This is a genomic window from Planktothrix sp., assembly GCF_046067725.1.
Lineage (GTDB): Bacteria > Cyanobacteriota > Cyanobacteriia > Cyanobacteriales > Microcoleaceae > Planktothrix.
Genome location: NZ_JBJUDF010000019.1, coordinates 1 through 19,681, shown reverse-complemented (window position 1 = coordinate 19,681; position 19,681 = coordinate 1). Strand labels below are relative to the sequence as shown.

Annotated in this window: 20 protein-coding genes and 1 tRNA gene; 15 read left to right on the top strand and 6 right to left on the bottom strand. The window is 38.6% G+C overall.

Going from position 1 to position 19,681, the window contains the following annotated elements; genetic code table 11:
• Positions 1-103: 103 nt before the first annotated feature.
• Positions 104-1,111: a tryptophan--tRNA ligase gene (gene trpS / locus ACKPEB_RS01130; RefSeq protein WP_408962926.1), complete on the bottom strand. Its 1,008-nt coding sequence runs from the start codon at positions 1,109-1,111 to the stop codon at positions 104-106.
• A 152-nt stretch (positions 1,112-1,263) separates the two neighbouring features.
• Here trpS and ACKPEB_RS01125 point away from each other — a divergent pair, with 152 nt between their 5' ends.
• The 6 genes from ACKPEB_RS01125 (at position 1,264) to ACKPEB_RS01100 (ending at position 5,880) form a co-directional block, all read left to right on the top strand.
• Positions 1,264-1,563 carry a hypothetical protein gene (locus ACKPEB_RS01125; protein ID WP_408962925.1) on the top strand — a complete coding sequence of 100 codons (300 nt, stop codon included), beginning with the start codon at positions 1,264-1,266 and terminating at the stop codon, positions 1,561-1,563.
• Positions 1,564-1,754: 191 nt separating this feature from the next.
• Positions 1,755-2,600 carry an ion transporter gene (locus tag ACKPEB_RS01120; protein ID WP_408962924.1) on the top strand — a complete coding sequence of 282 codons (846 nt, stop codon included), beginning with the start codon at positions 1,755-1,757 and terminating at the stop codon, positions 2,598-2,600.
• Positions 2,601-2,666: 66 nt separating this feature from the next.
• Positions 2,667-2,894: a hypothetical protein gene (locus ACKPEB_RS01115; RefSeq protein WP_408962923.1), complete on the top strand. Its 228-nt coding sequence runs from the start codon at positions 2,667-2,669 to the stop codon at positions 2,892-2,894.
• Positions 2,887-4,065: an 8-amino-7-oxononanoate synthase gene (gene bioF, locus ACKPEB_RS01110; protein WP_408962922.1), complete on the top strand. Its 1,179-nt coding sequence runs from the start codon at positions 2,887-2,889 to the stop codon at positions 4,063-4,065. The genes ACKPEB_RS01115 and bioF overlap by 8 nt, the downstream gene beginning before the upstream one ends.
• A gap of 243 nt (positions 4,066-4,308) precedes the next feature.
• A complete protein-coding gene (locus tag ACKPEB_RS01105; protein ID WP_408962921.1) occupies positions 4,309-5,562 on the top strand; it encodes an S-layer homology domain-containing protein in 1,254 nt (417 codons plus the stop codon).
• Between the two features lie 15 nt (positions 5,563-5,577).
• Complete coding sequence (locus ACKPEB_RS01100) at positions 5,578-5,880, top strand: hypothetical protein (RefSeq protein WP_408962920.1); 303 nt, start codon at positions 5,578-5,580, stop codon at positions 5,878-5,880.
• 373 nt (positions 5,881-6,253) lie between these two features.
• Here the strand turns inward: ACKPEB_RS01100 and uvrB are convergent, their stop codons facing one another.
• The gene (gene uvrB / locus ACKPEB_RS01095) at positions 6,254-8,251 is read right to left on the bottom strand and encodes an excinuclease ABC subunit UvrB (RefSeq protein WP_408962919.1); all 1,998 of its coding nucleotides are present in this window, start codon (positions 8,249-8,251) and stop codon (positions 6,254-6,256) included.
• Positions 8,252-8,511: 260 nt separating this feature from the next.
• On the opposite strand from uvrB, the gene ACKPEB_RS01090 reads away from it, so the two are divergent.
• The 5 genes from ACKPEB_RS01090 to ACKPEB_RS01070 all read left to right on the top strand — a co-directional run bounded on the left by ACKPEB_RS01090 (position 8,512) and on the right by ACKPEB_RS01070 (position 11,914).
• Positions 8,512-8,997 (top strand): hypothetical protein, encoded by a 486-nt coding sequence (locus ACKPEB_RS01090; RefSeq protein ID WP_408962918.1) that lies wholly within the window; start codon positions 8,512-8,514, stop codon positions 8,995-8,997.
• A 119-nt stretch (positions 8,998-9,116) separates the two neighbouring features.
• The gene (locus ACKPEB_RS01085) at positions 9,117-9,314 is read left to right on the top strand and encodes a hypothetical protein (protein ID WP_408962917.1); all 198 of its coding nucleotides are present in this window, start codon (positions 9,117-9,119) and stop codon (positions 9,312-9,314) included.
• Positions 9,315-9,467: 153 nt separating this feature from the next.
• The gene (locus ACKPEB_RS01080) at positions 9,468-10,514 is read left to right on the top strand and encodes a M42 family metallopeptidase (RefSeq protein WP_408962916.1); all 1,047 of its coding nucleotides are present in this window, start codon (positions 9,468-9,470) and stop codon (positions 10,512-10,514) included.
• 123 nt (positions 10,515-10,637) lie between these two features.
• Positions 10,638-10,710, top strand: a tRNA-Glu gene (locus ACKPEB_RS01075).
• A gap of 187 nt (positions 10,711-10,897) precedes the next feature.
• Positions 10,898-11,914, top strand: coding sequence for an aldo/keto reductase (locus tag ACKPEB_RS01070; protein WP_408962915.1), 1,017 nt, complete (start codon positions 10,898-10,900; stop codon positions 11,912-11,914).
• Positions 11,915-11,946: 32 nt separating this feature from the next.
• Here ACKPEB_RS01070 and ACKPEB_RS01065 read toward each other — a convergent pair whose 3' ends face one another.
• Positions 11,947-12,606 carry a hypothetical protein gene (locus ACKPEB_RS01065; protein WP_408962914.1) on the bottom strand — a complete coding sequence of 220 codons (660 nt, stop codon included), beginning with the start codon at positions 12,604-12,606 and terminating at the stop codon, positions 11,947-11,949.
• A gap of 182 nt (positions 12,607-12,788) precedes the next feature.
• Here ACKPEB_RS01065 and ACKPEB_RS01060 point away from each other — a divergent pair, with 182 nt between their 5' ends.
• On the top strand, positions 12,789-13,328 hold the full coding sequence (locus tag ACKPEB_RS01060; RefSeq protein WP_408962913.1) for a GIY-YIG nuclease family protein: 540 nt from the start codon (positions 12,789-12,791) through the stop codon (positions 13,326-13,328).
• Between the two features lie 53 nt (positions 13,329-13,381).
• Here the strand turns inward: ACKPEB_RS01060 and ACKPEB_RS01055 are convergent, their stop codons facing one another.
• Together ACKPEB_RS01055 and ACKPEB_RS01050 are read right to left on the bottom strand one after the other, a co-directional pair.
• Positions 13,382-13,909 (bottom strand): hypothetical protein, encoded by a 528-nt coding sequence (locus ACKPEB_RS01055; protein ID WP_408962912.1) that lies wholly within the window; start codon positions 13,907-13,909, stop codon positions 13,382-13,384.
• Between the two features lie 45 nt (positions 13,910-13,954).
• Positions 13,955-14,359, bottom strand: coding sequence for an NIL domain-containing protein (locus tag ACKPEB_RS01050; protein WP_408962911.1), 405 nt, complete (start codon positions 14,357-14,359; stop codon positions 13,955-13,957).
• A 264-nt stretch (positions 14,360-14,623) separates the two neighbouring features.
• On the opposite strand from ACKPEB_RS01050, the gene ACKPEB_RS01045 reads away from it, so the two are divergent.
• From ACKPEB_RS01045 to ACKPEB_RS01035, 3 genes are all read left to right on the top strand, one after another.
• Positions 14,624-14,830 (top strand): hypothetical protein, encoded by a 207-nt coding sequence (locus ACKPEB_RS01045; protein ID WP_408962910.1) that lies wholly within the window; start codon positions 14,624-14,626, stop codon positions 14,828-14,830.
• A gap of 185 nt (positions 14,831-15,015) precedes the next feature.
• Positions 15,016-17,325, top strand: a complete 2,310-nt coding sequence (locus ACKPEB_RS01040; protein WP_408962909.1) for a phosphodiester glycosidase family protein — start codon at positions 15,016-15,018, stop codon at positions 17,323-17,325.
• Positions 17,326-17,633: 308 nt separating this feature from the next.
• Complete coding sequence (locus ACKPEB_RS01035) at positions 17,634-18,458, top strand: pentapeptide repeat-containing protein (RefSeq protein ID WP_408962927.1); 825 nt, start codon at positions 17,634-17,636, stop codon at positions 18,456-18,458.
• Between the two features lie 226 nt (positions 18,459-18,684).
• Here the strand turns inward: ACKPEB_RS01035 and ACKPEB_RS01030 are convergent.
• The coding region (locus tag ACKPEB_RS01030; protein WP_408962908.1) for a hypothetical protein at positions 18,685-19,681 on the bottom strand (997 nt) is incomplete at its 5' end.

The following is a 19,681-nucleotide window of genomic DNA, read 5'->3' as shown; positions in this document are numbered from 1 at the left end:
GTTTTTCAAAGGTTGATTTTTAGAGGATTTAAAATTTCTGAAACTTCCTACATTTCAGTTAAAATTTCTCTTTTGTACCGGGTGAGTTTCATCAAAATTAAAATTATAAACGTCGAGAATATCCCATCGCATCTTTCACCCGATTTAAGGTTTCATTCGCGACCGTTTCGGCTTTTTCTCGACCGTTTCTTAAGACAGATTCAAGATAGCCTTGATCATCCATAACAGCTTTATATTTTTCTTGAATGGGTTTGAGACTTTCAATGACGGTTTCTGTCAATAAAGGTTTAAATTGACCCCATCCCATATCTTGACATTCGGCGGTGACTTCTGCTTTAGTTTGATTCGATAAAATGCCATAAAGCATTAATAAATTATGACATTCTGGACGCTCTGGATCATCAAAGGTTAAACCGCGAACAGAATCGGTTTTACAACGTTTAATTTTTTTAGTAATCGTATCAGGATCATCGAGTAAATTAATTCGACTTAATTCTGAGGGATCGGATTTTGACATTTTGCGAGTTCCATCGGTGAGACTCATCACCCGTGCGCCTTCAGGACGGATTAAGGGTTCAGGTAATTTCAGAATAGTTTTTTCCTGACCGAATAAATGATTAAAGCGGACAGCTAGATCACGGGTTAATTCCAGATGTTGTTTTTGATCTTCTCCAACGGGTACTTTATCCGCATCATAAAGCAAGATATCCGCCGCCATTAATACGGGATAATCGAGTAAGCCTGTACTGACATTTTCACCTTGTTTAATGGCTTTTTCTTTAAACTGAATCATATCTTGTAGCCAATTAATCGGGGTAATACAATTCAGCAGCCAGGTGAGTTCACTATGGGCGGAAATATGGGACTGAACGAAAATGGTCGAATCATCTAAATTAATTCCACAGGCTAAATACAAAGCGGCGATGGTGTAGGTATCGACGGCTAAGGTGGCGGGATTATGGGGAACGGTAATGGCGTGTAAATCGACGACACAAAAGAAGTTATCATATTGAGCTTGATTATCGACCCAATTGCGAATGGCGCCGAGGTAGTTTCCCAGATGCAGGTTTCCGGTTGGTTGTACTCCTGATAGAACTCGCTGTTTACCCATGAGATTAATGTTAACTGAACTTAATACTCTATCTTGGCACGAATGGGAGTCGGTCGTCAGAAAATGAGGGAAATTTAATCTGGAGTTTGGAGATTCTTAGGATTTAACTCGATAATGGAAAAAGGCTCTAAATCTGAAAGGAGAAAATCAGGATGACTATTCCGAGTAACAATTGGGTTGAGCAACTGCAAACCTGTCTGGAGTTAACGAAAGGGGTAGAAACCCATACAGAAGCGAATCAACGTTTTGATGAATTTTTGACGGGAATCAAAGCGGAATCTCCCCAAATGGCAGAATTATTAAACTTAATTTGGCAAGATTTAATCGCCGCTCGCCGTTCGGCTTCTTTTTGGGAACAAATGTCAGATGTTGAAAAAGAAATGGCAAGTAATATGATGGAAACCATGACTCAATTACGACAAAACCAGTTAAGATTAATTCAAGAAATGTAAAAAATTACAGTGTTCTGTAGGGCTGGGGTTGCCCCAGCCATAGAGTGTTAAAAGTGAATCAACGGTTTACTTGTTAAGTACAGACACGCCTGGATGAGTTGATGCCAGAGGCTATTAATATGCCTCTAAACTGATACTTGATCACTGATGATGGGCAGGAGAACCCTGCCCCTACAACTGATAACGAATCAATGGTTAAACAATTTAAGCGTAGAATATTTTTAGTTTTAGAAGCAAAAGAACATAAACAAACGTTAAGCCGAGTTTGTGAATATTTTTTAATTTTTCTAATTCTATCAAATACTGTAGCCGTTTGTATAGAATCTATTGAACAAATATTTGAAACTTATGAAGTTTGGTTCATTATTTTTAACCGATTTTCCGTCGGGGTTTTTACGTTAGAATATATATTAAGGGTCTGGTCATGTACAACCCTAGAAAAATATCGCCATCCGATTTGGGGAAGACTTCGATATATGTTAACTCCCCTAGCGATTATCGATTTAATTGCCTTCTTACCTTTTTATCTTCCCTTTACAAATGCTGACCTAAGAAGTATCAAATTATTTGGATTAACTCGCTTTTTACAGCTTCTAAAATTAGGTCGTTATTCTCGTGGAATTAAAATTTTAGGTCAAGTGATTCGCCTGCGTCAAGAAGAACTGATTTTAACTTTAAATATTGTCATTTTTTTATTAATTTCCTCAGCTACCTTAATTTATTTTGTAGAACATGAAGCTCAACCGGATCAGTTTCCCAATATTCCGGCGGCGATGTGGTGGGGAATTATTACTTTAACAACAGTCGGTTATGGAGATGTTTATCCGATTACTCCTTTAGGAAAAATATTAGGGGGAATTTTAGCTTTATTAGGGATTGGACTTTTTGCCTTACCTGCGGGGTTAATTGCCTCCGGTTTTACTGAAGTGATCACATCGAATAAAAAGTTTCCTCAAACTCCTGATCCTAGAGTTTGTCCCCACTGTGGAAAACCTCTGGATCAACTGCCTAATAATCAAACCCATGTCAGGAATTAATCTACATTGCAGTTCTGCTTTAAAATATTTAAGATCATCACAGATCAATCAAAAGGAATCTAAATCATGGGTCTGGAACGAAAACTATTTAGAGGAATGTTTGAACCGACAGAAGTGGTTGAACTCCGTCAACTTTGTTTTACTCCTAGTCGGATTTTTGAACCGGGACATTATATCGCTGGGGATTTACCGGATATTGCGTTTGATTTGGGATTAGTTGATAAATTACCTCCCGTTCGTGGCAAAAGTGCCGAAATTAGTCAACCTTATTCTTCCGATATTCAAGATGATTAATGATGCTTACGCTTGGATAGAAAAAGCAATTCAGACCATTCATAAAGTCGATTGGTATCGTTCTGTTCAAACCGTTGAAAGTCAAGCGGGTGCTACCCTAGTAATAGATGGGAAATCCTTAATTAATTTTGCCAGTAACGATTATTTAGGATTAGCTGGAGATCAACGGTTAATTGATGCAGCAATCGCGGCGACTCAAGCATTTGGAACTGGAGTAACCGGATCTCGATTGTTAACCGGACATCGCCAACTTCATCGAGATTTAGAATTAGCGCTCGCTAATTTTAAACAAACAGAGGATGCCATTGTTTTCAGTTCCGGTTATTTAGCAAATATTGGAACGATTAGTGCCTTAGTGGGACAACGGGATTTAATTCTGTCCGATGAATATAACCACTCAAGTCTCAAAAATGGAGCCAAAATGAGTGGCGCAACAGTCTTAGAATATCAACATAATCATCCTGAACACTTAAGATCTCTCCTCGAAGAACATCGTCTTCCTTATCGAAAAGCATTGATTATTACGGATGGTGTTTTTAGTATGGATGGAGATTTATGTCCCTTACTTGATTTACTCGACATCAGTGAAGAATTTTCCTGTATGTTATTAGTAGATGAAGCTCATGGAACCGGAGTTTTTGGAAAAACAGGAGCCGGATGTGTAGAGTATTTTAATTGCACCGGAGAAACCTTAATCCAAATGGGAACCTTGAGTAAAGCATTAGGAAGTTTAGGAGGTTATGTAGCAGGTTCGGCGGAATTGATTGATTTTTTAAGAAATCGTGCCCCCAGTTGGATTTATACCACTGGATTAAGTCCAGCCGATACTGCTGCGGCTTTAGCTGCCATTAATATTGTGCAAACTGAACCTCAACGGCGCCAACAATTATGGCAAAATGTTGAAACCTTAAAAACCTTATTACAAGAAAAACAACTCCGTTTTAATCTCCCCCTGTCTGAAACTCTTTCGCCTATTTTTTGTATTCCTATCAAAGATGCCGCAACGGTATTAACCATCGGACAAAAACTCAAAGAACAAGGAATTTGTGCCGCCGCTATTCGTCCCCCCACCGCCAATACTAGCCGCATTCGGATTTCCTTAATGGCAACTCATACGCCAATACAATTAGAAACATTAGTTAAAGTTTTAGCTGAGGTAATTCCCGTCTAAAAATTTCAACTTTAGAAACCCTAAAAGCAGAAAGAGGGAATCTTATACCCTCTTGATCAACCTAGCCCTAAACCTTCACCAAAGGGATTAAAATTTTATCCTTTTTTTTTAGTTATGTTATAATTAAGCACGAGGTAATTAATAGCATTATTCAATGATTTTTAATCAATTAAACATGATATGAAACCGCAAAAATTATTGATTCTGTCCCTAATTTCAAATTTCCTGTTCCCTGCTAGATCAATGAAACAAATTATTTTAATCCTCAGTTTAATCACTTCCCTTTCTGCTTGTGCCAATAGTCCCACGGGAAAAGCGATCGAAAATTCTCTCAAAGCTGATCCATTATTAGAAACTAATTCTCCCACACCTCAAGCAACAACCCCACCCGTTACTAACCCTGAACCTTCTCTTCCTCCTGTGCAACTTCCGAGTGATTTTCCCTCAGAAATTACCCCCTATCCGAACGCAACTTTAAAAGCCGTGATGCCTCCCACTCCAGATTCAACGGCGGTAATTACCCTCTGGGAAACAACAGATTCCAGTAAAGTTGTTCAGGCTTTTTACCAAAAAGAGTTAAAAGCAAAAAACTGGAAAATTATTGAGAATTCTGCTAATGAAAATAGCGATAATCTGACGGCGGAAAAAGATAAATTAAAAGTAACGATTGCTCAACAACCTAATCCAGAAGCTAACGGAAAAACCTATTTTCAAATTCGTTATCAACCGCTTCCGGTAGAAACAGTAAGTTCTCCAACTCCAACTCCAACTCCAACTCCAACTCCAACTCTCACTCCAACTTCTAATCCCGAAAAAACCAATAAAAATTCAGTTCCTAAAGAGTTAAGTTCCTTCGTGTCCGATGTGGCAAAATTGGGGATTTTTAAAGCTCCTAACTCTCAAGAAACAGGAACCTTACCTGACCCTAATGGTAAAATTACTCGCAGCCAATATGCACGATGGATTGTTGAAGTCAATAATACATTATATGCCGATAATCCCGCGAAACAAATTCGTTTAGCTGTTCCTAGTAGTGACCCAATCTTTACAGATGTTCCCACTACCCATCCTAATTTTGCAGAAATTCAAGGATTAGCAGAAGCCGGGTTAATTCCCAGTCGTTTATCGGGAGATAATACGGTTACCAAGTTTCGTCCTGATTCTAGCTTAATTCGTGAAGATTTAATTCGTTGGAAAGTGCCTTTAGATACTCGAAAAGTATTACCGAAAGCCAGTATTGATGCCGTTAAAGAACGCTGGGGGTTTAAGGATACCTCTAAAATTGATGCGGGAGCTTTACCTGCTATTTTAGAAGACTATAATAATGGAGATAATTCTAATATTCGTCGCGTTTTTGGGTTTACAACTTTATTTCAGCCGAAAAAGAACGTAACTCGCGCCGAAGCCGCCGCAACCCTTTGGTTTTTTGGATTTCAAGGAGAAGGAATTTCCGCCAAAGACGCCTTAATTGATACTCCAAAACCCCAACAAAATTAACAAAAGGAGCACCGGATGATTCAGGAATTAGAAGATTTAAAAACCAGTATTTTAGAAGGTCGCTATCAAGATGCGTTAACCTTGGTTGAACAATTGGATGGTATGAGTAGACAAGCTAAAATTGATGCCATTGAGTCCCAGTTAGTGAGCCAGGGCTGTTTCATTCTCAAGGCAAATTTCTCTGAGACCTCTCCCCCAGCCCCTCTCCTGCAAGGAGAGGGGAGAAGAATTCTTAATATGAAATCTCTGAGAGATTTAAAAATATTAATTACTCCCCCTTCCCTTGAAGGGAAGGGGGTTGGGGGGTTAGGTCATTAGCGCAACAACAGTTTGATATCGTTAAGTTTATCTAATCAACTTCGTTATATTGTTTTGATTTTTAAAAGATTGTCAGGAAATCTTGATATTTTATTGAAAATTACTCTCAAATAGTTGACGCAATCATGGGGGTTGTGATAGCATAGAAAAAATAGCACCCAAGGGGTTATTGTGTCTAAAGGCAAAAATGGCAGCTACAACCCTGATTCTATCGTAAAATATGCTAATTTCCTGACGAAATTGAGAGGAGATGTGACACGAGTTTTTGGACTAAAACCGGAGGCTTGGGAAAGGGGACTTGACAAAATACACATTTTGTGCTGTGGACTTTAAAATGATACTTTCCCTTCTTGGTGGACAGATTGACTCTAACCTAATGTCCGATTAGTTTATCGCGTAATTGTTTAATGTGATCGCGGAGTTTAGCGGCTTCCTCAAATTCTAATTGTTTGGCTGCGGCTTTCATCTGGGTTTCTAACTGAGTAATCACATCAGGAATACTTTCTAACGGTAATTCTTCAAAGGTTTCCACCTGTTTTTCTACGGTTTGAGCATTTAACCGTCGAGACACATCCAAAAATTCCAAAATCGAATTACTCGATTTTTTGATAATTTGTTGGGGAATAATCTGATGTTCTTGATTATAATTTTGTTGAATCTCTCTTCGTCGGTTGGTTTCCTCAATCGCTTTGCTCATACTTTCCGTTAAATGATCCGCATATAAAATTGCCTGTCCTCGGATATTTCGCGCCGCGCGTCCGATGGTTTGAATTAAAGAACGTTCGGAGCGTAAAAACCCCTCTTTATCCGCATCTAAAATCGCAACTAACGACACCTGGGGTAAATCTAATCCTTCCCGTAATAAGTTCACCCCAATTAACACATCAAAATCTCGGTTTTGTAATCCTTGAATAATTTCTATCCGTTCAATAGACTGAATTTCTGAATGCAAATATCGAACGTTTACGCCTCGGTCTTGTAAATAGTCTGTTAAATCTTCCGCCATCCGTTTTGTTAAAGTTGTAATTAAAACCCGTTCATCTCGTTCAACTCGCTCTTGAATTTCTCCATATAAATCATCCACCTGTCCTTCCGTTGGACGCACGCACACTTCAGGATCAAGAACTCCGGTTGGACGAATAATTTGTTCGACAACTTGACCTTGAGATTGTTCAATTTCCCAATCTCCCGGTGTCGCCGATACGAAAATACATTGATTGACTTTTTGCCAAAATTCTTCAGCTTTCAACGGTCGATTATCCGCCGCACTCGGTAAACGAAAGCCATGATCAATTAAAACTTTTTTTCGCGCTTGGTCGCCATTATACATTCCCCGAATTTGAGGAACAGTAACGTGAGATTCATCGACGACTAATAACCAATCATTGGGGAAATAATCGATTAAACATTCTGGAGGTTCTCCCGCTTGGCGTCCGGCTAAATGGCGAGAATAGTTTTCCACCCCATTACAATATCCCACCTCCCGTAACATTTCTAAATCATAACGAGTCCGTTGAGATAACCGTTGTGCTTCTAATAATTTACCTTGGGTTTCTAATTCAAGAACTCGTTGTTTGAGTTCCTGTTCAATATCATGACACGCCATTTCTAAGCGTTCTTCTGGTGTTACGAAATGTCGCGCTGGATAAATACTTAATCCTTCTAAACTTTGCAAAACTTCTCCTGTTACCGGATCAAGATAACGAATGGCTTCTATTTCATCGCCAAAAAACTCAACTCGAATAATTCGATCTTCATAAGCGGGGCCAATTTCTAATACATCTCCTTTCAGACGAAATCTCCCCCTGGTTAATTCCAGATCATTGCGGGTATATTGGATAGAGACTAATTCTCGTAAGAATTCCCGTTGATCAATTTCTTCTCCCACTTGTAAGCGAATAGCGGCTTTTAAATATTCTGCTGGCATTCCTAAGCCGTAAATACAACTAATAGAAGCCACAACTATGACATCTCGCCGTTCAAATAAAGATCGAGTGGCGGAATGGCGCAGCATATCAATTTCATCATTAATCGAAGCCGTTTTTTCAATATAAGTATCGGTGACGGGAAGATAAGCTTCTGGCTGATAGTAATCGTAATAACTGATAAAATATTCAACGGCATTTTTAGGAAAAAACGAGCGCAATTCGTTACATAATTGGGCGGCTAAGGTTTTGTTATGGGCTAAAACTAAAGTCGGACGGCCAATTTTTTCAATCACCGAGGCGATGGTAAAGGTTTTTCCGGTTCCCGTCGCTCCCAATAAGGTACTAAAGGGTTGTCCGTTGCGAATATTATCGATGAGTTGGGCGATCGCTTGGGGTTGATCACCCTGGGGTTGGAAAGGAGCTTGGAGTTGAAAGGGAATCATAGGGGAGTGGGGGTGAGGAGACCTCGCCTGTTAAGCGTCAATGATCAACAGTTTTACTTATTATGACAACAAGAGATTTTTCTCAACGTGGTGTTTACGAAAGATCCAGTTTATTTTATAATTTATTTAACTTTAATCCAAAATTAACACCTAACCCGTCCTTAATAAAGTGAAAGGTTGGGAGAATTTCAATGATGAAATTAATAGCAGGGTTAAGTATAAATTCTGATTCACCCTGTCAAAAAAACTAGGTATTCATCATGACAGTTAGCTCATCTACACCCAAAAGGGGGAATGCTGGGAAGCGAACCAGTGGAACAGCAAACTCAAATCAAGATAATAAAACTCAAACTGATCAGGTTAAAGTAGAAACTGTTGAAAACGAACCAACGACAAATATGAGCCCAGAAACTCAGTTAGATCTTGTGGATAAACCCGCTAAAAAAGGTGCTGAAGCCAAGACAGCACCCACCCAAATTCAAGTAGCTTCAACCATAACGTTTATGAATCGTCCCATTGAGCATAGCCATCTTGAAATTGCGGGAATGCTATCAGCAAACCGTCCGATTTTTAAAGCAAATACCACTAACGAGATCGCATTCATTCATTTAGAAGATGCGGTGGGAGCATTAGCTAATCGTCCCATAGAAGCGAGTCATTTGCAAATTACCTCAATGGTGATGAACCGTCCCATTGCAGATAATGATATTGATGATCCGGTGACCTTAATGGGATTTTTAGATTAAATCTCCAATCGAGTTACTGTTGTCAATGAAAATCGGGTTTCTGAACTGAAAAAGCAGAAATCCGATTATTTTTTTAAGGGGAACTATGATAGGATTAAATCGTGTTATTGTCCGGTAAAATGTTAAATTCCTTGAACAACCCTTCTGTTATTTTCACCTTAGCGATTCTTCATGGTATGATTGGTGCGATCGCTGCTTGGGTGGCGCAAAAAAAAGGACGAAGTTATCCCCGATGGCTGATCATCGGATTAATAGGAGGAACTCCAGCCTTGATTGTAGCCTTATTGTTAAAACCCATTTCCCTTGACCCTTCGTAAACATAACAATGAAGTCTCAACTACTCTTCCTGGTGTAATCCTCAAAATACTAACTAAATTTCCGTAGGGTGCATAAGCTTGTTGCTGAGGCTTCGTTATCATTCATTTGATAATGATCATAGGGAATTCATCCTAAAATTGAGGATAAATGAAATGGATTATGAGGGTTTATTTAACACAATTGAAGAGTTAGTATTACGACATTCTCCCAGTGGGTCGGAATGTGAAATCAATCAACGGTTGTTAGAACGGTTTGCGCAAATCGGTGTAGAAGCTTGGCGAGATCAAGCTGATAATATTATTGCTAAAATTCCGGGTCGAAATCCAGACCGTGCGATTGCTATTACCGGACATAAAGACGAAATTGGTATGATCGTCAAAACGATTGAAGAAAACGGGAAAATTTCCGTGAGAAAATTAGGAGGTTCCTTTCCTTGGGTGTACGGAGAAGGTGTCGTTGATTTATTAGGAGATCAGCAAACCTTAAGCGGAATTCTGAGTTTTGGTTCTCGTCATATTTCCCATGAATCCCCTCAAAAACTGCACCAAGAAGAGAAAGCGTTAAAATGGGAAGAGGCGTGGATCGAAACCAAATGCACAACCGAAGAATTAGAAGCCGCTGGAATTAGACCGGGAACAAAAGTTGTGATTGGGAAACACCGGAAAAAACCGATTCGTCTGAAGGATTATATTGGAAGTTATACCCTCGATAATAAAGCGTCGGTTGCGATTTTATTAACCTTAGCCGAAACCGTTAAAAACCCATCCATCGATGTTTATCTAGTTGCCTCAGCCAAGGAAGAAGTCGGCGCCATTGGAGCTTTATATTTTACCCAACGACAAACCTTAGAGGCGTTAATTGCCTTAGAAATTTGTCCCCTAGCACCGGAATATCCCATCGAGGCGAATGAAAAGCCCGTGTTGCTGTCTCAAGATGGCTATGGGCTTTATGATGAAGGGTTAAATCAACAATTGCGTCAGGCGGCGACCCACGCAAAAGTTCCCCTACAATTGGCCATCTTGAATGGGTTTGGTAGTGATGCTTCGATTGCGATGAAATTCGGCCATGTCGCACGGGCGGCTTGTCTGAGTTTCCCGACTCAAAACACCCACGGCTATGAAATTGCCCATTTGGGGGCGATCGCCAACTGTGTTAAAATCCTACAAGCCTTTTGTAGTCTGGATTTCAGCCTAAGTTAAAAAAATCTAAAAAATTTTTTTGTAAAAGGGTTGACACTGATGAGAATATAAGCTAGATTAATAAAGGTGAAAGGCACAAAGCAAGCGCAAAACCAAGCCAATGCTCAATGCCAAATGTCCCAAGCCCCCATCGTCTAGAGGCCTAGGACACCTCCCTTTCACGGAGGCGGCACGGGTTCGAATCCCGTTGGGGGTACTAATAATAAAAATAAGGCTTGAGGTTAAAAAAATAGTCTCAAGCCTTGTTTTTTCAATTAAGCAGAGGAACAATCCCGGATTCAGATTAGCTTAATGCTAGAATTTTTGATTTGACACTCTCACCATCAATCGCAAAGCAATGTCACGGGAGAGTGTCAAATGACTTACTCGAGGAAAACTAGACCATGAAATTACCTCCTTCCAGCCGATTTCAATTGACAGAAGACCTGAATATTTGCCGGATTTTAAATGGAATGTGGCAAGTATCGGGAGCCCATGGACGCATTAATCCTAAAGTTGCCATTGAAAGTATGTTTAAATACTTCGATGCGGGATATACCACTTGGGATCTTGCCGATCATTATGGCCCGGCGGAGGATTTTATTGGTGAGTTTAGAAGACAATTAATAGCGACTCGTGGACAAGAAGCTTTATCTCAACTTCAAGCTTTTACCAAATGGGTTCCCCGTCCGGGTAAAATGACAAAAAATATTGTGGAAAAAAATATTGATATTTCTCGTCAACGCATGGGAGTTGATTGTCTTGATTTACTGCAATTTCATTGGTGGGATTATCGAGATCAAAATTATTTAGATGCTTTACATTATATGGCAGAATTGCAGACAGAAGGAAAAATTAGACATTTAGCCTTAACGAATTTTGATACAGAACACTTAAAAATTATTGTTGAAAATGGGATTAAAATTACGTCTAATCAAGTGCAGTTTTCCCTTGTTGATCGCCGTCCTTTAGTCAAAATGGTTGAATTTTGCCAAACTCATGATATTAAGTTACTTCCTTATGGGGTGGTTTGTGGAGGATTTTTGTCTGAACAATATCTCGATCAACCTGAACCTAATAACTTTCGATTAGAAACCGTTAGCTTGAAAAAATATAAAAATATGATTGATGCTTGGGGAGGATGGAGTTTATTTCAAGAACTCTTAAAAACCTTGAAAGCGATCGCTCAAAAACATAATGTTACTATTCCTAATATTGCGGTTCGTTATATCCTTGAACAACCTACTGTTGCTGGCGCGATGGTCGGGACAAGATTAGGAATTTCTCAACACATTGAAGAGAATGCTCAAGTGTTTGAATTTAGTTTGGATGCTGAAGATAATCAAACCCTTAATTCTGTTTTTTCCCAATCCCGTGATTTAATGCAAATCATCGGTGATTGTGGAGATGAATATCGATAATGAATTGACGGTTGACGGAGTTAAGCTAGAAGCTAAGAATCTTTCAACTCCTTAACCGCACGAACTAACCGTTTAAGATAGGGTTTAATTAAAGTTTGTTGTTCTGTTTGTAAGGTTTGAACTTGTTGAGAAAGTTGATCAATTTGGATGTGGATTGTCGCTGTATCTGCAACCGATTGATTAACTAATTCTTCTAAAGTGCTGGTTAATAAGTGATGGTCTTGACTGTTGACTGGAGGGGCAGACGTTTCTATGGAGGTTTTCAATTCATCAATGGTTTCTTGTATTAATTTAAACCGCACATTCATGACTTCCCAATCTTCTTGTCGCAGTGCATTTTTTTCTAAATGTTGAGTTACCCGTTGTAACTCTGTCAACACATCCGTAATCGGATCAAGTTCATTGGATTCTGTGGGTATCGTTTGCATTTGTTCATGTAAGGATGCTACGACTCCTTGAACCTCAGTAATCGCCGCATCGAGATTTTGACGCATATAAAGTTCAAACCGTTGGCGATTCACCAAATTTAAGATTAAGGCGAAGGTCAAGGGCGTTCCCGCAAACACAATTTGCTGATACCATGCAGCTATGAGCGTTCCCACTGCAGTTCCCCCAACAGCAATAGACTCAGCCAACTTCCACCCATCCACCGGGTTGCGTGACGGTTTTAATGATTCTTCACGATTCTGCATGGTTTTTGCTGACGTAATACAATCCTAGAGTCATGCTAACTCAAATCCCCACAATAATCATTAAAAATCAGCGATCGCTCGTCTGTTTCTTGATCGAGAAGGCTTCATAAAAGTTTAGCTTTAGGTGGGGAAGAACGGACACTGATCCCTTTAAAATCAGGAAAAAAGCGTTTTTTGCATCCATGACGACTCCAACTGAAATTCCTGCTCTTAAAAGTTTAGAGGATATCTCCTATCTGGATGAAAATGGCAAAATTCCTGAATTCCTTCAAGGTCAAATCGGGGTTTATGCAATTTTTAATTCCGATAAAATTTTACAATATATCGGGTATTCCAGAGATATTTATCTGAGTTTAAAACAACATTTTGTCCGACAACCTCAAGGTTGTTATTGGTTAAAATTCCAAACCATTACTCGTCCTAACCGAACTGTTTTAGACGAAATTAAAGAAGCTTGGATCACTGAAAATGGTTTGATTCCAGTGGGAAATGCAGAAGATGAAACCCTGTGGAATCACCCGATTCAAGTCAAACCATTGATGACTCCCGAAGAACAAGCGACCTATGACAATACTGATGAAATAGGTCAAGAAAAACTATTAAAACAAGTAGCTCGTCGGGTAGAAGAACAAATTTTAAGTCAACTTAAAGAGCGGGGATTGCAGGAAGAAATTCGCTTTAATTCTAAACTTAAAGCAAGTGGGTTGCTCGATGTAAAATAGGGGAATCATCGATGGGAAATAGGGTAAAATTTAGGTTAAAAGGATTAATTATTTTACTCATGATTAGGCAATGTTTCGGAACCATGAGGAATTTCAATACATCCTAAATCAAAGGGAAAGCAAAATCCAGCTTTTAAATAATCAACTGAAAAATAATAATTTAATCCCCAGCCTAACATTAAACCGACAGTAGATAATAAGGATAAAATTAGAAAGGCGTGCCAATTATTGAAACGGGCTGTTTGCAGTTCTAATCGAGCTAAAGCGGTAGCAGAAATCATCAATAAAATATTAAGAGATATATGGAGCCAAGTGAGCATAAATACACCTAAGATTGATAAAAATACAATCATTAGGAAAGTTCCTAGATCGGTTCTAATCCACTTGATAACCCCGCTTTTTAACGGGTTAAGAGGCATAGTAAAAAATAAATCAATTAACCAAATACCAGCTAAAATTAACCCTGAAATTACGAAATAATAATGAGATTCAAATAAAAACCAACCAAAATGGAAACAAGCCAGCAGCAGTAATCCGAAGGAAGCCCAAGTAATAAGTGTAATTTGTGATTCTGATTTCATTGCAGCATTAACAGAAGGCATTCAGGTGTTCGATTAAACTCCCATTTAGAGATTTGTAGAAATCGCTTGAACGGGACAGGTCGGAATACATTGTTCACAAACAATACACCGGGAACGGGTAAAGGTCAAATAAAATGTTTCAGGATTCAGGGTTAAGGCTTCTGTCGGACAAACCCCCGTACATAACCCACAATCAACACAACTTTCTTCATCGATTAAAATCTCTCGTCCGACTAAAGAAACCCCAATACTTTGAGTTTGCATCCATTCAATGGCGGCTTCTAGTTCATCAATATCTCCTGACAATTCTACCACTAATTTGCCTTCTTGGTTGGGAGCTACTTGAGCTCGAATAATATTAGCAGCAACATTAAAATCTTTCGCCAATCGATAGGTAATTGGCATCTGAATCGAACGTTTTGGGAAAGTCAAAGTCACTCGTTTTTTCATAGTTGATAATCAGCAATAAGCCAAGGATTGCTATTTCCTGTTGGTTGGATTTATTTGAAACTGGATTGCTATCTTTATTTTATAGTAGAGCCAAGACAAGTGTTAAAAAAATATGCTTGAGATCCTCAAGGAGTACAAAAATTCTATTTTCCTTGTCCTATCTCAACCGGATGTTAAGCTCAATCCCCTGAAAATCATTGATCACCAAACAGAAAGAACGGTATGATAGAAACTGTCACAAGTCAATGATGAGTTAAGCCAGACATGACTGAACCTAAAACTGAAAAGTTAACTCGTGTTTTAAATCAACTAATTGAGGAGCATGGCATTAGAAATGTTGTCCAGTCTTTAGCTGTTCATTGTTTTAATGAAGCTGAATTTTTGCGTCAAGATCGCAGTACAGACTTGGCTCAAAATTGGCAAGAAATTGCTGAAGGATTACAACGAGTTATTGATCAATGGGAAGCCTAAATTTTGCAAGCTTGAATAGCCTAAAAATCAAGCTTTTAAATCTAGGGATGGGTGGTTAATCTTCTTAAAACCACCCTAATATTTAAGGATAATAACATTAAATTTAATTCATAAAAAAAAACAATTGAAGTTTACCCTCGGTTTGACTAAAATTTATTGATATCTTTTCTTCTTAACTCAATAATATGACCAGTTCCCAACCTCTATTTTTAGATATCTCCCAACATTGGGCACGTCCTTTTATCCAAAGGTTACAAGCTCAAGGTTTAATTAATGGGTTTAAAGATAATACCTTTCGCCCAGATCAAAACCTAACTCGTGCGGAATTTGCGACGCTTCTACAGGCGGCATTTCCCACTTCAACTAAACGTTCCTATATTCAATTTAGTGATGTTCTTAAAGATTTTTGGGCTGCAAAAGCCATTCAAACGGCTTACGAATCTGGGTTTATTTCCGGGTTTCCTGATGGACGGTTTTACCCTCAAAATTCCGTGACTCGTTTACAAGTTTTCTTAGCCTTAGTATCAGGTTTAAACTTAGCCAAAGGTGAGCATTTAAACTTAGAAGATCTCTATACTGATGCCGATCAAATTCCTAAGTATGCAACTCAATCAATCATCACCGCAACTCGTTCTCAATTGGTGGTTAATTATCCGAATCCTGAAGCATTAAACCCTAATTTAACCGCAACACGGGGAGAAGTCGCAGCGATTATTGATCAAGCTTTAGTCTTACTAAAAAAAGCAGAACCTATCATTTGCCAATATCTTGTAGAATTATCGAAACCGGGAATTATTCGCACGGGAACTCATCTTTCTGTGAATGGTCGAAAATGGAAATTACCCTGGAGTCAGTGGAGTTCAGGAATTGCTACCAATACGGGAATTAGTGATAAAGGAATTATGCAGGTTTTAGGGATTAATCCCTTAAATACAACGGATGAAAACTCGCAAACTATCAGTTGGTTTTCTGCCAGTCCTTATAAATTCTCAACTACTTTTGATGCTGAATATCGCTATTTAAAAATCAATCAATTAGCGGAATTATCAGGATGGGATTTAGACATACAAGATCAAACCCTCAATATTATTTCTAAATTAGGAACTGTCCAAAGTTTAACCTTTGAAGAAAGCACGAATCGTTCTCAAATGATGGTGACATTAAATCAACCCACACCTTGGGAACTGTATCAACAAAATACTCAATGGGAAGTCGTGGTTGATGGAGTCACTTCTACGACCGTTGCTAAACCGTTTCAAGAACAATCTCAACCCACACCCACTTCAGGAACTTCTGAACAACAAAAAGAAGGAGAAACCGCAGGAACAACGCAAAAACCTGCCCGACCTGTGGTTAAAATTGCCAATCATCAAACAGTGATTCAAGGAACTTTACCGGATGGTTATGGCGTGAAAGTTTCTACCTTGAATAATCCCAATCGAATTTTAATTGAACTCCGACAAGATGCCTTAATTGAACGAGATATTACCTGGACAAAAGGATTGCGCTGGCGACAACAATATATAACCTTAAATAATAGCCGTTTTCCGGTGGTTTGGTTAACGTTAAATCCGGGGTCAAGTTTGAATTTACGTCCGATTTGGGCCAATCTAACCGGAATGAAAGGGATTGACAGTTTAACGAAAACCGTCGATAATTGTCAATGTTTAGCCGCCATTAATGGAGGTTATTTTAACCGAAATAATCTTTTACCATTAGGAGCAATTCGTCGGGATGGAAAATGGTTTTCAGGGCCCATTTTAAATCGAGGCGCGATCGCTTGGAATGATGCTGGACAAACTAAAATAGCTCGTTTGAGTTTAAAAGAAATCTTAATCACCTCATCAGGACAACGGTTAGATTGTGAATTACTCAATACCGGATATGTAAAAGCTGGAATTGCTCGATATACGCCTGAATGGGGCGAAAGTTACACCCCTTTAACGGCGAATGAAATTGTTATTATTGTGGAAAATAATAGTGTTAAACAACACATTGAATCCACCAATACCACAACGGCGATTCCCCTTCCTAAAAATGGTTATTTGTTAACATTACGCTCCTTTCGGAGTGCCTTAAGTTCGTTTTCTGTGGGAACATCTATTACCATCGAATCCCAAACCACACCCTCGGATTTTAATCTATTTCCCCATATTTTAGGAGGGGGGCCACTATTATTACAAAATGGACAAGTGGTTGTTGATGCGGTGGCGGAAGGATTTAATACTTGGTTTGCGGATCAATCTGCTATCCGTAGCAGCGTCGGAATTACCCCCAAGGGAGAATGGTTAATTGCTACCGTCCATAACCGCGTGGGGGGTGTGGGTGCTAAATTAACGGAAATGGCACTCTTGATGCAGCAACTCGGCGCAACGGACGCCTTAAATTTAGACGGCGGAAGTTCTACCAGTTTAGTTTTAGGAGGTCAACTGTTAAATCGAATTCCCGATACAGCAGCCCCAGTTCACAATGGTTTAGGGATATTTCGCCAATAAACCATATTCAGGGAGAAAGGAGTGTGTTAAGCTATAACGCTAATATAGATTCCCGTCCCCATCTCCCCTTAATTCGGTTTTAATTGCATCACAAATTAAGACCAAATTAGGAATAGAAAACTTTTTCTTTTCCGATTCTTAATTTTATATAGCAAGTCCAAATGATTTGTGATCAAAACCTGTAGGGGTTGGGTCTTCCAACCGAGGTGTAAAAAGGGCTGGGAAATTCAACCCCTACCCTCAATATTACAACGCCTACAACCATTGCTATATAACTGCTAAATTCTTAATTGCGGACTCCTGCCATGATGACTCCGGGTGAATTGAATTACTACTATAAAGTGTTAGATCTAAAGCCTGGTGCCTCCTTAGAATTGGTGGATCAAGCTTATAAAGACTTAGCATTTATTTGGCATCCTGATCGGATTCCTGAAGAAAATCAACGATTAAGAAAAATCGCGGAGGAAAAACTCAAAGAAATTAACCAAGCACGGGATAAATTACGCTCTTTATTGCGTCGTTCTTCCTCCCATTCTTCTCAACGATCCTCAACGGTTCACCGTTCAGAATCCTATACTAAATCATCCTCTAATGGTGCAGGACATTCAACGGCGCATACCCATCAACGTTCGACTTCTTCCTATCAATCTTCGACCTATCAAAGCCGTGTAAAAACGCCTGAGAATGAAACTTTTCAGCGTTCAAAAACTCCTGTAAATCCTCAACCTCAACCTTCTCCTTCTCCTCCTCCCCCGCCTCCAAAACCGACCGAATTAAGTGGATTAAATTATAAAGGGGCTGATTTAAAGGAACGGGATTTTTCTAATCGGAATTTAAGTGGTGCAGACCTCAGCGAAGCCGATTTAAGTGATGCGTTTCTGCATAAAGTTAACTTAAGTGGTGCTTGTTTATATAAAGCTAATTTATTTCGAGCGAATTGTTTACAAGCTAATTTAACTTATGCGAATTTACAAGAAGCCAATTTAATTGGGGCTGATTTAAGCGGCGCTGATTTAAGATGTGCTAATTTAACCGGAGCAAAAGTTGGAATCGGAGATAAAATTATGGTTAAATTAACGGGTGCTCAATTACAAGGGGCGATTTTACCCGATGGAACGGTTCATCCACAATAAAAATTTAGGATGGATTGATCTGAAAAATAGATGGGTTAAATTGGGTTAATCTATTGTCATGTGCGATCACGATTTTCAACCTTGAATCAAAAAGCTTTTAACGCTTTAACAATTCAGAAACCAATGAATCATTCACCTGTAAAGGTTGGGTCTTCTAACCCAAATACCTAGAGGGTTTGGTTTAAAAACCCCTACAATACTTTTTAAATCCTACATTTAAACTAGATTAGGATTGATTCAAAATAATATTAATTTGTTTCTGAATTTCATCTAATTTTTGACGTTGTTGATCAATCCAAGCTTTTTCGGCTTCCCGTTGTTCTGGGGTTTCTTGTTCATATCGGTTTTGTTTTTCTAAAAAATAATTGTAGAAATTAATCAGTTCTGTTGTATTTGACAAGGCAAAATCAAAGCATTTAGAAAATCCATCTTGAACATTGCCTTCTAGGATTTTATTAACATTAAGCACAAAATCATCCCAGGTTTCTCTTTTGATTAGAGAAAAAATGCTGTTGAAGTTGTTTGAGAATGATTCCCAAGTTGGTTTTATCCACTCTTGAATAAGCTTAATACTTTGATTTTCTAGGTTAAATAAATTATCTTTTGTGTAAAAAAATGAACTAAGTTTATCAGAAATATCAACTCGTTGTTTAAAACCAAGTAAATTTATTGTATTCTGAACAGAGTCAAAGTTTAAATCTGATAAGATTTGACTTAAAAACTCTAAATTAGTATTGATTAGGCTGATCATCTCATTATTGATAACTTTTATTGCCTTATCTAACCCTTGAATCATGCCATCTTTATCTGAATAACCCAAGTCTTTTTTATATGTTCCGGTTTTACTATCTTTAAACCATGTTTCCTTAAGCTGTTCACATTGATTTAACCATAAATTTTTAATTTCTTGAATCACTTCTGTCTCGCATTTTTTCTGCAAATCCCGAATTCTAAAATCAATCGCTGTTAATTCTCCTATTTGTTCCCAGAGTTCAGACTTGGGGACAGACATAATTCTAGCTTTACTATTCCAGACATCCTCAGCATGATCTAAATCCTTATAACTAACTTCCATTAACTCTTTTAATCTGGCTGCGGACTGTCTTAACTCCTCAGTACAGGATTGAATCGACTGATTTAACTCTGTTGCAGATTGTTTTAACTCGGAAGATTCACCCGGATTATTTTGTACAGAAACCGTTGATGCAGTAATAGACTCGAAC